This window comes from Kribbella sindirgiensis (assembly GCF_004331435.1).
GTDB lineage: Bacteria > Actinomycetota > Actinomycetes > Propionibacteriales > Kribbellaceae > Kribbella > Kribbella sindirgiensis.
Genome location: NZ_SJKA01000007.1, coordinates 188,232 through 200,455, shown reverse-complemented (window position 1 = coordinate 200,455; position 12,224 = coordinate 188,232). Strand labels below are relative to the sequence as shown.

General features: G+C 67.8%; 8 protein-coding genes. 4 read left to right on the top strand and 4 right to left on the bottom strand.

Annotated elements, in window-relative coordinates:
* Positions 1 to 10 precede the first annotated feature (10 nt).
* Genes E0H50_RS21520 through E0H50_RS21505 form a run of 4 tightly spaced genes read right to left on the bottom strand, consistent with a single transcriptional unit; the run spans position 11 to position 4,963 of the window.
* A complete protein-coding gene (locus E0H50_RS21520; protein ID WP_131291346.1) occupies positions 11 to 1,933 on the bottom strand; it encodes a DUF8034 domain-containing protein in 1,923 nt (640 codons plus the stop codon).
* Entirely contained in the window at positions 1,930 to 2,808 is an 879-nt protein-coding gene (locus tag E0H50_RS21515; RefSeq protein ID WP_131291344.1) for a carbohydrate ABC transporter permease, read from the bottom strand. Before E0H50_RS21515 ends, E0H50_RS21520 begins: the two co-directional genes overlap by 4 nt.
* A complete protein-coding gene (locus E0H50_RS21510) occupies positions 2,805 to 3,674 on the bottom strand; it encodes a carbohydrate ABC transporter permease (protein ID WP_202868260.1) in 870 nt (289 codons plus the stop codon). The genes E0H50_RS21515 and E0H50_RS21510 overlap by 4 nt, the downstream gene beginning before the upstream one ends.
* On the bottom strand, positions 3,671 to 4,963 hold the full coding sequence (locus E0H50_RS21505; RefSeq protein ID WP_131291342.1) for an ABC transporter substrate-binding protein: 1,293 nt from the start codon (positions 4,961 to 4,963) through the stop codon (positions 3,671 to 3,673). Before E0H50_RS21505 ends, E0H50_RS21510 begins: the two co-directional genes overlap by 4 nt.
* A gap of 178 nt (positions 4,964 to 5,141) precedes the next feature.
* Here E0H50_RS21505 and E0H50_RS21500 point away from each other — a divergent pair, with 178 nt between their 5' ends.
* Genes E0H50_RS21500 through E0H50_RS21485 form a run of 4 tightly spaced genes read left to right on the top strand, consistent with a single transcriptional unit; the run spans position 5,142 to position 12,223 of the window.
* On the top strand, positions 5,142 to 6,284 hold the full coding sequence (locus E0H50_RS21500; protein WP_131291341.1) for an FCD domain-containing protein: 1,143 nt from the start codon (positions 5,142 to 5,144) through the stop codon (positions 6,282 to 6,284).
* Positions 6,277 to 7,071 (top strand): amidohydrolase family protein, encoded by a 795-nt coding sequence (locus E0H50_RS21495; protein ID WP_131291339.1) that lies wholly within the window; start codon positions 6,277 to 6,279, stop codon positions 7,069 to 7,071. The genes E0H50_RS21500 and E0H50_RS21495 overlap by 8 nt, the downstream gene beginning before the upstream one ends.
* Complete coding sequence (locus E0H50_RS21490; RefSeq protein WP_131291337.1) at positions 7,041 to 9,476, top strand: glycoside hydrolase family 95 protein; 2,436 nt, start codon at positions 7,041 to 7,043, stop codon at positions 9,474 to 9,476. Before E0H50_RS21495 ends, E0H50_RS21490 begins: the two co-directional genes overlap by 31 nt.
* Complete coding sequence (locus E0H50_RS21485) at positions 9,473 to 12,223, top strand: glycosyl hydrolase family 95 catalytic domain-containing protein (protein ID WP_131291335.1); 2,751 nt, start codon at positions 9,473 to 9,475, stop codon at positions 12,221 to 12,223. The genes E0H50_RS21490 and E0H50_RS21485 overlap by 4 nt, the downstream gene beginning before the upstream one ends.
* Position 12,224 lies beyond the last annotated feature (1 nt).

Sequence of the window (12,224 nt, the reverse complement as noted above, 5' to 3'; positions counted from 1 at the left end):
CGGTACTCGATCAGGCCAGCGCCAGATGACTGGCGCGATAGGTGTTTCTGGTCAGCTTCAGATCCAGCCGGATGGTCCGGCCGGGCGGCATCGTCACTTCGAGTCTGTTGCCGCCGACAACGACTGTGCGGCTCCCGGCGGCCGGCGGGGTCGAGGTGTACGCCGGTGACGGGCCGGGGTACTCGCCCGTCGCGGTGGACACGGTCGCCTCGTCGATCCGGTCCGTGCCGAAGCTCCCCGCCTGGACGACCACGTGGCGGGTCTGCGTCGCGGACAGGTTGACCAGCTGCAGACCGGTCCGGTCCGGCTCCACCGTGTCGACCAGTGCGGCGACGTCAGGAGGCAGACCGGGACGGCCGCGGTCCGCGTCCAGGTACAGCACGCGCAGTGGCAGCAGGCCGCCGTTGTAGAGCAGCTGCGGCGTACCTGTGGTCAGCTGCAGCAGCGCCTCGGTGGCGACCGGGTTGTGCCGCTGCCAGTGGTGAATGTTCATTTCGGCCGGGTCGACGGTGTCGACCGCCATCAGGTCCATCCGGCGCTGCACCTGCGACAGGGCGACGCCCAGCATCGCCTCCGGGTAGCCGGGGTTGTCTCCGGCCAGGTAGGCGAGCCAGGGCGCCTCGTGACCGGCGTCCTCCTTGTTGCGGAAGTCGCGGACCGTCCGCCAGTCGTAGCCGCTGCGCTCACGCAGCTTGCTCAAGCGATCGCGGTCTGAGGCTTCAAAAGATGCCTGCCACAACCACATCGGCAGTCCGAGCTGCGGCGGCTGGTAGTCGAACCACCCGTTGTCACTGTGCCGGTTCGGGATCAGCAGCGTCGGGTTGGCACAGTCCTCCCCGAGCTCCGCCTGCCAGCGGTCCCGGATGCTCATGTCGGTGTCGTCGACCGCACCGCTGATGCCACGGTCGTACAGGTGGTCCAGCAGCTGCCGAGCGAAGTCGAGCCGTTTTGAGTCGCCGGTGAGTACGGCGCCGTTCAACGCCGCGACGCACGCGGCCGAGCCGACGCTGTAGACACCGTGCGGCCAGTTCCAGCCGTACTTCCCTCCGTACCAGCGGCCGTCGTGCAGCTCGCCGACGATGCCGCTCGGGCCGACGTTGTCGGGCAGCAGCCCGCCGTTCGCCTTGGCCCGCTCCTCCCACGCGTCCAGGTACTCCAGCGTCCACGCGGCGAACCGGTCGCTGTGGTCGTACAGCCAGGCGTTCGCGGTCAGCGTCGTCGCGGCCAGGTTGACTGCGGTGTCACCAGCACCGAGTCGGCGGATCATCTCCGCACCCATCAGATCCGCGTTCGACTCGAGGTCGTCCCAGCTGTTGATCCCAGGCACACCGGACAACGGCAGCCCGAAGATCCGCATCCGCTCCTGGTTGGTGCCGAACGTCCGCCACTCGTCGTTGATGCCCCAGCGCGGACCGCCGGCGCCGTTGTGCGGCGCGCGGATCGTCCGGGTCGCCGGGTCGTAGTTGGCGGCCGGAGAACCGGGAAGGTACAGCTCGGCAAACCGGTACGCGCGCTCCCGGAACACCTCGTCGGTCGGGTCGGCCGCGCACAGCGAGTAGAAGAAGATCATCGACTCGCCGATGTGGAACCAGTCGTACCCGCGCTCGAACTCGTCGACCAGGAACCCCAGGTCGGTCAGCTGCCGGGTGACGCCTTCCCAATGCCACTTCGAGACGTCGATCAGGTCGTCCGCGCCACCGAGCTGGTAGAGCACCGGCCAGTTCACGAACGCCTCGTAGAAGTCGTCCGCACCGTCCCGGCTCTGCACCGGACCGGCGTACCGCAGGCTGCCGTCGGGGAGGCAGTAGCGTTCGCGGAACAGCCACCAGCCCTCGTCCATCACGTCGAACAGGCGGCGCTGCATGATCGCCCACGCAGGCGGCTTGCCGATCGGGGTTTCCGCAATGACGGATTCCGTTGTTCGTCTGGTCATCCCTTGGTCGCTCCCGCGGTCAGGCCGCTGATCACGTGCCGCTGGAGCAGCACGAAGACCACCAGCAACGGAGCCACTGCGAGCAGCAGCGTCGGGAACACCACCGTGTAGTCGGTGGAGTACTGGCTCACCGCGGCGTACACGCCGGTCGTCACGGTGTAGAGACCGCTGCCCGGGCCGAGGATGATCTGCGGGTTCACGAAGTCGTTCCACACCGAGAAGGTGTTCAGGATGACCATCGTCACCACGGCCGGTTTCATCAGCGGGAACACGATCGACCAGAACACCCGGTGCTTGCCGGCCCCGTCGACCGCGGCCGCCTCGTCCAGGCTGGCCGGGATCGTCAGGATGTAGCCGGCGTACAGGAAGATCGAGAACGGCAGCGTCAGCGTGGTCTCGAACAGCACGAACCCGGGGATCGTGCCCATCAGCCCGAGGAACTTCAGCGTGTAGACCACCGGGATCACCAGCACCTGGCTGGGGATGAACGTTCCGGCCACGAACAGCAGCAGGAGCATCCGGTACCGGCGCTCGCTGCGCCGCGCGATCACGTACGACACCGGGCCGGCCAGCGCCACGGACAGCACGTTCACCGACACCACGAACAGGATGGTGACGGCGTACCCCTTGAGGATGTTGAAGTCGGGGTTCGTCGCGGCCTTCCGCAGGTACTCAGTGGTCAGCTGGTCCGGTGCGAGCGAGAACGGGTGCTGAAGGATGTCTTGCTGCGACTTGAACGCGCTGGTGATCAGCAGGTACATCGGCACCAGCATCAGCACGCTGGTCACGACCAGGAACGTGATCCGTCCCCAGCCCTTTGCTTTGAAGGGTTTGAACTGCACGCTCGCCACCCGTGGCATCCGGAGCGCGCTCATGCCTGCACCCCCCGGTCAGCGCGCGCCCGCAGCCGAGCGACGGTCAGAGCGAGACCTGCGGTGATGACCATCAGTACGACGCTCTGCGCCGAGCCGAACCCGAGCGCGTTGTTGTGGAACGAGTCCCACAGGATCAGGTACGCCGCTGTCTGAGTGGATCCGGCTGGGCCGCCTCCTGTCAGCGACACCACGAGGTCGTACGTCTTCAGCAACGTCACCAGCGACAGCACCAGGTTCACCGTCACCACCGGCGCCAACGCGGGCAGCGTCACGTTGAAGAACGTCTGACGCTTCGATGCGCCGTCGATGCGCGCCGCCTCCAGCAGGTCCTTCGACACCGTCTGCAGCCCGGCCAGGTAGAGCACGACGTTCACACCGAACCCGGCCCACACCAGTACGGCGATCAGACTCGCGAGAGCCCATGTCGGGTCGGAGAGGAACGGCAGTACCTCAGCGCCCTTCGACGTGAGCCAGCCGTTGACGACACCCGACGTACCGAGCACCGCGCTCCACAGGAAGCCGACGACCAGTGCGCTCAAGACGTGCGGGTAGAACAGCACGATGCGGAAGAACGCGTTCAGCCGGGACGCACCGTTCACCAGCAGCGCGAACCCGAGTCCGAACACGCTGAGCAGGACAGTGCCCACGGCCGCGATCAGCAGCGTCACCCAGCCCGCCCGGATCGCCTCGGCGCTGTGCGTCAGGCTGACGTAGTTCTTCAGGCCGACGAACGCCGGGTTCGCGCTGTAGCCGTCCCAGTCGGTCAGGCTGAGGTAGAGCGACAGACAGACCGGGACGACCAGCATGACGACGAACAGCACCAGCGCCGGACCGACCATACTGAGGGTCGTCAGGCGGGCTCTCACGATTTCGAGCCCATCCAGCTGTCGATGCGAGTGGCGACGTCCTTCGCACTCTTCCCCGTGTAGAGGCTCTGGACCGCCTTGTTCCATTCGCCGTTGAAGCCCTGCGGCAGCGTGTTGGCGCCGTACCCCTCACCCTGGGCGACGTGCTTCGGCGCCTGGTCGAGGATGTCCTGCACCTGCTTGCCGAGCGGCGACAGCTTGTCGGTGTAGCCCTTGCGGAAGTTGCCGTCCTGCGCGAGCTGGCTCTGCACCGCGGTCTTGTCGGTGACCAGCCACTGCACCAGCTTCACCGAGAGGTCCCGCTGCTTGGTCGACTTCAGCACCATGTACGGCGCGGCCATCGTGACACCCTGCGGACCGGGCGACGGCTGCCCCTTCTCGGTCGGCGCGGCGAAGACGCCGAGGTCGAACGTCGGCTTCGCGTCGTCGGCGGTCCGGACGAACCAGCTGCCCATGATGTACATCCCGGCCTTACCGGACAGGAAGTTGGTCTGCGCGCCGACGTCCTTCAGACCGAGCGCGTTCTTGTCGACGTACCCGTTCTTGATCCAGGACTCGTAGCGCTCCAGCAGCGGCTGCATGGTCTCGCCGACCTTGGCCTGCTTGGAGCTGATCTGCTGGTACCAGTCCGGGTACTTGGTGGCGATCGACGGGTTGCTGAGCTGCAGCAACTGCAGACCGGTCACGTAGTCGCCGGCGGTCTGCAGCGGCAGGTAGCCGGCCGCCTTCAGCTTGCCCATGGCGGCGGTCAGCTCGTCCAGGTCCTTCGGCGGGGCGCTGATACCGGCCTTGGCGAAGGCGTCCTTGTTGTAGAACACCAGCGACTGCGCCTGCTGGCCGACACCGACCGTGTACACCTTGCCGTCGAGCGAGGCCTGCTCCACCAGCGGGGTGTCCTTGGTCCACGCCTGGTCGGTCAGGTCGAGCATCTGCGGCGCCAGCACCTTGTCGGCCATCAGCGTCTCGACGACATCCGGCGCGTTGCCGGCCGCCAGCAGCTGCGGCAGCGTGTCCTTCACACCCGAACCGGTCGGCGCCTCGATCTTCACGTCGACACCCGGGTTGGCGTCCTCGAAGGGCTTGACCAGGCCCTCCCAGTAGCTCTTCGTGAGGTTGGGGGTGATGTTGACGAGCATCCGCACTTCGCCGGTGCTGTCACCAGCAGCACCCTTGTCGTCGCTGAAGCCGCCGCCGCAGCCCGCCGCGGCCGCCAGGATCACGACAGCTGTCAGCAGGCCTGGTGTGCGTCGTGGGTTGCGTCCTGGGGAGCGCCGTATCGAACGAGCCATTTTCCGGGTCCTCCTCGGATCGTCCCGGCGTCGGGGGCGGCCGGGCGTCGTTATCGAGTGACGATGCAGAGCGCGACGCTCAAGTGTCAACGTTTAAACGGCAAAGTGGACATTCTGAGTCAGAAGTCCGCGCCATAAGGGGTTGGCAGAACGCTGTGAACCGGGTCACCATGCAGCCATGCCCGATGCCGGAAGACCGAAGTCGCCGCTGACCCTGTCGGTGGCCGAGCGGACCGCGCTCAGCCAGCTCGCGGCCGCCTCGCGGACCAGCGCCGCGATGCGACTGCGGGCCCGGATCGTGCTGGCCAGCGCCGAGGGACGCTCGAACAAGGCGGTCGCGGACCTGCTCGAGGTCACCCCGGGCACGGTCGGCAAGTGGCGCCGGAGATTCCTCCGGATGGGCATGGCCGGCCTCGACGACGGGATGCGCAGCGGACGGCCGCGGATGGTCGACCGGGTGCAGTTGGGTGCCGCATCGATCAGTGGGGCCGCCACATCGATGGCCGATTCCGGACATCGCCCGTCAACCCGCGAGCTGGCCGCGACGTACGGCGTCTCGCAGTCGACCGTGTCGCGGCGGCGCCGGGAGGAGGTCCAGCACTACCGCTCCGGTGCCGGCGCCTCCAATTCACTCGGTGTCGTGGGCGCCAACCCGCCGGCGCCGCTGTTCGCCGGTGACACAGAGTTGCTGTCCGACCGGGTGTACGAGGCGATCCGCGGCTGGATACTGTCCGGCGAGCTCGCGCCCGGGATGCGGGTGGTCGAGTCCGAGATCGCCCGGGTGCTCGGCACCAGCCAGACCCCGGCCCGGGAAGCGGTCCGGCGGTTGGCGCACGAGGGGCTGGTCACGTACCGGCCGCGGCTGGGGAACTTCGTCACCGAGATCTCGCAAGTCGAGGCCCGGGAGGCGCGGGAGGTCCGCGTACTGCTCGAGTCCGCCGCGGCCCGCCGGGCGACCGGTCACGCGCCGCCGGAGGAGCTCGACCTGCTCCGGATCGAGGTGCAGCGGATGATCGAGGCAGCCGGCCACCACGACATCGGCGCGTTCCGTGAGGCCGACCTGCGGTTCCACCGGCAGGTGCTGGCAACCAGCGGCAACTCGATGCTCCTGCGCGTGTGGCGAACGCTGGAGCCGGCGCTGTGGAGCCTGCAGGTGGTTTCCAACGCGATGTACGCCGGCGATTGGGGCCTGATGGCCCGCCGCCACCTGGACCTGATCGAGGTCCTGGCCGGCACCGACCCCGAAGACTCAGCCCGCCTCTTCGCCGCCCACGCCCGAGGCGAAAGCTCCATCACCAGACCCGCCGGCCGCCATGATTGATGCCCACGTGCACGTCTGGGACCTGACGCGCCGCCGCCTCCCCTGGCTTCCGGCGGGGCATCCCCTCCGGCGTGACTTCACCCTCTCCGACCTGCCCGACGTTCCTGAGCTAGTGCTGGTGCAGGCGGATGCTGATCCGGGTGAGGTGGACGATCTGCTGGCGTTGGCTCGGCAGAACCCGGCTGTGGTTGGTGTGGTGGGCTGGTTCGATCTGCTCGACTTCCCCGACCGGCTGCCGGACGACCCGCGACTGGTGGGCGTGCGCAGCCCACCCGCCGACCAGACCGACCCCGACCTGCTGACAACTCCCGCGCACGTGCGCGGCGTGCGGGCCGCCGCCGACGCCGGCCTCGCGATCGACCTCCTGCTCCGCCCCTCCGCCCTGATCGGCGCCGCCCGCCTCGCGTCCGCCGTACCGGACGCCCGTCTGGTCCTCGACCACCTCGGCAACCCGACCACCGTGACCCCCGAGTGGCGGTCCGGAATGCGAGCCCTCGCCGAGCATCCGAACGTGACCGTCAAGCTCTCCGGCACCGCCCACCTCGCGACCGACGACCTCCGCGCACTGGTCGACGTCGCCCTCGAACTCTTCGGCAGTGAACGGCTCCTGTTCGGCTCGGACTGGCCGGTGTGCACGCTGGCCGCCACCCGCGCCGAGGTGATCCGCCGTACCACCGCACTGCTGCCACCCGCCACGCACAACGACGTGTTCCGTGGCACCGCCCAGCGCATCTACCGCCCCAGGGAGACCGCCCAATGTCCGAATACACCCGCCGGCAGGTCCTGAAGACCGCCGGCGCCGCTGCCGGCACAGCTGTCGTCGCCGGCTCCCTCACCACTCCCCTGACCGCCGGAGCCGCACCCGTACCCGTACCGGGAAGCGACACCAACCCTCTGAAGCTCTGGTACACCCAACCCGCCACCGAGTGGCTCCAGGCACTTGCCATCGGCAACGGACGCCTCGGCGCCATGGTGTACGGCGGCACCGCGACCGAGCAGCTGCAGCTGAACGAGGACTCGATCTGGGCCGGCGGTCCGCACCAGTACGACGACCCGATCGGCAAGGACGTCCTGCCGGAGATCCGCCGGCTGATCGCCGAGGAGAAGTACCTCGACGCGCAGAACCTCGCCGACGAGCACTTCATGGGCCGTCCGACCGAACAGATGCAGTACCAGCCGGTCGGCTACCTCTCGCTGGCGTTTCCGGGCATCGACGCGACCGCGGTCACGGCGTACCGGCGGGAGCTCGACCTGACGACGGCGATCACGTCGGTCAGCTACGAGCACGCTGGCGTGCGGTACACGCGGGAGGTGTTCGTCAGCCACCCCGCGCAGGTGCTGGTGATGCGGCTGACGGCCAGCCAGCGCGGTGCGCTCACGTTCGACGCGACGTACAGCACGGAGCAGGCCGCGACCCCTGCGGCGTACGACAAGCAGACGCTGGCGCTCAACGGCGTCAGCGGTGACGCCGAAGGGCTGACCGGTTCGGTCAAGTTCTGCGCGCTGCTGCGGGCTTTTACCGAAGGCGGTTCCACTACGGTTGCTGACGGCAAGCTCTCGGTCGCGGACGCCGACCAGGTCACGCTGCTGTTCTCGGTCGGCACCAGCTACCGCAACTACCTCGACGTCAGCGCGGACCAGGTCGCTCGCGCCGTAGCACCACTCGCCGCGATCGGACGCCCGGCGTACGGCGCGCTGCGGCACCAGCACGTGGAGGACTACCAGCGACTCTTCGGCCGCCTCGATCTGGACCTCGGTACGTCGGACTCGATCGCGCTGCCGACCGACCAGCGCATCACGGCGTTCCGCAACGGCGGTGACCCGCAGCTGGCCGCGCTGTACTACCAGTTCGGCCGGTACCTGCTGATCTCGTGCTCCCGTACGCCCGGCCAGCCCGCGAACCTGCAGGGCATCTGGAGCTACAAGATGCTGCCCGAGTGGCAGTCGAAGTTCACGCTCAACATCAACGCCGAGATGAACTACTGGCCGGCCGGTCCGGCCAACCTCGCGGAGTGCTGGGACCCGATGTTCCAGATGATCGGCGAGCTGTCCGAGTCCGGAGCACGTACCGCGGCCACCATGTACGACGCACCTGGCTGGGTAGCGCACCACAACACGGACGGGTGGCGAGGGACCGCACCGGTCGACTTCGCGTACTACGGGGTCTGGCCGACCGGCGGTGCGTGGCTGTCGCTGCTGTTCTGGGAGCGTTACGAGTACACGGGCGACCTGGAGATGCTGCGGAAGTACTACCCGGTCCTGCGTGGCTCGGTGGAGTTCTTCCTCGACCAGCTGCAGACCGACGCGAAGACGGGGTGGCTGGTGACCAGCCCGTCGCACTCCCCCGAGGTCAAGCACCACGACTACGACAACGAGGGTGTAAGCATCTGTGCCGGCCCGACGATGGACACCGAGATCCTGCACGACCTGTTCAAGGTCTTCGGCCAGGCCGCCGCGCTGCTCGGTGTCGATAGCGGAATGGCTGCAGCCGCCGCGGACGCGCGGTCGAAGCTGGCACCGCTCCAGATCGGGTACCTCGGCCAGCTCCAGGAGTGGCTGATCGACTGGGAGGAGGCCGCCCTGGAGACGAGTCGACATGTCTCACACCTGTGGGCCGTGTTCCCGAGCGACCAGGTGACCCCACGCAGTACGCCGGAACTCGCCGACGCGGCCCGTAAGTCGCTGGAGCTGCGGGGCCCGGCCGTGACCGCGGGATGGTCACTGGCCTGGAAACTCAACCTCCGCGCCCGGCTGCTCGAGCCGGACAACACGTACAAGCACCTGACCCAACTGCTGGCTCCTGGCCGTACCGCGCCGAACATGTTCGACCTGCACCCGCCGTTCCAGATCGACGGGAACTTCGGCGGCGTCTCCGGGCTCACCGAGATGATCATGCAGAGCCACTCCGGCGAGGTCGCGTTGCTCCCCTGTCTGCCGACCGCGTTCCCGACCGGGAGCGTGCAGGGCATGCGTGCCCGCGGCGGCTTCGACCTCGAGTTCTCCTGGTCCGACGGGAAGTTGACCCAGGCAAAGATCCGCTCGCTGCTCGGAAACCGGCTGCGGTTGCGGACCGGCGCTTTGGTGGACGTGAAGTCGTCCATCGGCCCGGTGGCGTTCGCCCGCCCGGAGGACGGCGTCGTCGAGTTCCGTACTCGCCGTGGTGTCGACTACTTCATCGAGGTGCGCCCGTGACTTCTCTTCGCTTGACGATGCCGTTGCTGGCCGCACTGCTCACCGTTGGTGCCGCCTCCGTTCCAGCCGCCAGTAGTACGCCTTCTGAGCAAGCAACGACCGCCTGGCGCGGCGGTGCGCTGCAGGGCGACACTGCAGGGCTGGTGTCGCGGTCTGACCTCGTCCAGGAGGGTCCTGCGTGGCGCTCGTACCAGGCGATGCCGCTGGGGAACGGTGTGCTCGGCGCCTCGGTCTGGGCCGAGAAGGGTTACAGCGCACAGCTCAACCGCGTGGACACGTTCCCGGACCTCAAGTCCGCCGGGCGTCTCGTCGTACCCGGTCTGGACTCGCTGATGCGTGCTGACGACTACAGCGGGCGGCTGTCGCTGTACGACGGTCAGGTGGTGCAGAGCGGTGGCGGTCTCACAGCGCGCTCGTATGTGCGGGCTGACGCGGATCAGTTCGTTCTGGAGGTGACGGGTGCGGATCCTTCGCTGACGCAGACCGCTGACCTGAAGCTGTGGGCAGGTCGGACGCCGGCGGTCAGTGCGGCTGGTGGGATCGCTGCTCTGGCGGAGACGTTCCACGACGAGGCCTCCGGCAGCATCACCGGTGCGGTGGCTGCGCTGACAGCACAGGCCCAAGGCGTCACCGCGTCGGTGGTCGACCCGCTGACGGTGCGCCTGACGTTCCGTCCTCGTGCGGACGGCAGTTTCCGGCTCGTCGTCGGCGTACCGTCGTACCGCGGTGGAGAACTGCGGACAGCCGCGCGACGTGCCGTCGTCGAGTCTCCCAGTCACCACCTCGCCTGGTGGCACGCGTTCTGGGAGAAGGCGACGCCGATGCGGATCACGTCGGCGGACGGGTCCGGTGAGTACGTCGAGAACCTCCGGACGCTGCAGCTGTACACGATGGCCGCGTCGATGCGCGGCGACGTACCGAGCACGCACGGTGCGGTGGTGCGGATGTTCTCGTCCGCGGGAGATCAGGCGGACTGGGCCCAGGACTCGTACTGGCACTTCAACCTGCGGATGCTGGTGTCCGCGAACCTCGGCGCGGGCATCGGCGAGCTCAACTCGCCGTACTTCAAGTTCTACCTGGACCGTGCCGAGCTGATGCGCGAATGGACGCGAACACACTGGATCGGCGGCGAAGGACTCTGCCTGCCGGAGTTCATGCGGTACGACGGCACTGGTGACGGCTGCGACAACATCCAGGAGCCCAGCTGGACACGGCGGATCCTGACCAGTGGGCCGGAGCTGGTGAACAACATCTGGCAGCAGTACCGGTACACCGGAGACACGGCCCTGCTGAACCGGAGCTACCCGCTGATGCGGGACGTGGCGCGGTTCTACTTGTCCGCCATGACCACTGGCGCCGACGGGTACCTGCACCTGGAGCACGTGAACGCTCTGGAGGTGCAGTGGGACACCAGCGACCCGGTGCCCGATATGGCGGCGATGCGGGTCATCTTCCCGCTGGTTGCCGATCTGGCTGTGTCACACGGCGACGCATCGCTGGCCAAGCAGCTGCGGGACGCGGTCAGCAAGCTGCCGCCGTTCCGGACCGTACAGCGTGGCGGTGAGGAGGTGCTGGCATGGTCCGGTACCGACGAGGAGTCGCACAACACGCAGAACCCGGAGATGGAGGCGCTCTGGCCGTGGGGCGTGTTCGACGAGACCTCCGAGTTGATGCAGGCAACCTATCGGCAGCGTGTCTATCCACAGGACAAGGACTGGGGCATGGACTCCACCTGGGCCGCGCGGCTCGGCCTCTCGGACGAGGTGAAACGCCTGCTGCTGAAGGGCATCGCGGACTTCCAGATCTACCCGAACGGCTTCACCGTCCACCGCACCGGCCAGGAAGCAGTCCGGAACCGCAGCTTCTACAACGAGTGGGGCGGCGTACTGACCACCGGCCTGCAGGAAGCACTCGTCCAGTCGTACGACGGGACTGTGCACGTCGCACCCGCGTGGCCGCGCGAGTGGGACGTCGCAGGGTCGGTGCAGATCCAGGGCGGGCACCGGATCAGCACTGAGGTCCACGACGGCGTACCGAACGTTGTCGGCATCCAGGCCGGCAGCCGAGACACACTGAGGCTCCGCAACCCGTGGTCGGGCCAGCAGGTCCGGGTGCTCGACTCCCACGGGAAGGCTGTCGTCGGTGGCACCTCGGCCGACGTCGTCAGCCTGCGGACAGATCCTGGTGCGTCGTACACGCTTGAACGTGTCGCCGCACCGCTGTCGTCGTTCACCTTCGCCCCACTGACCGGTCAGCCCGCTTCTGCCGTCAAGACAGTTGGCAACCGGGTGCTGGGCGTCACGCGGAGCGAACCGCCGCTGGTCAGCTCTCTCGTATCTGTCGTGGCGCCGGAGAAGCTGTCCAATCTCGTGAAGGCTCAGGTAGGTGCGCCGATCTATGTGGACCGCAGCTACACGGTCACTGAGCTGCCTGGGGCGTTGAACGGGCAGGCGCTGGTACCGGGCTCCAACGACGACTCCAAGGCGACCACACCAGCCGACTACCTGACACTCAATGTGACCCGGCCGGCAACCGTGTACGTCGCCTTCGATCCCCGCGGCGAGAACGTGTGGTGGCCGTCGTGGCTGTCCTCGTTCACTCGCACCGGCGAAACCGTAGGCACGACGGACCAGCGCCTGATCCTCTTCAAGCGCGACGTACCCGCCGGGCAGCTGTCCCTCGGCCCGAACTCCGGCGTGGCCGGCAAGGGGAACTCCACGTACATCACGTTTGTGGTACCACGCTGAG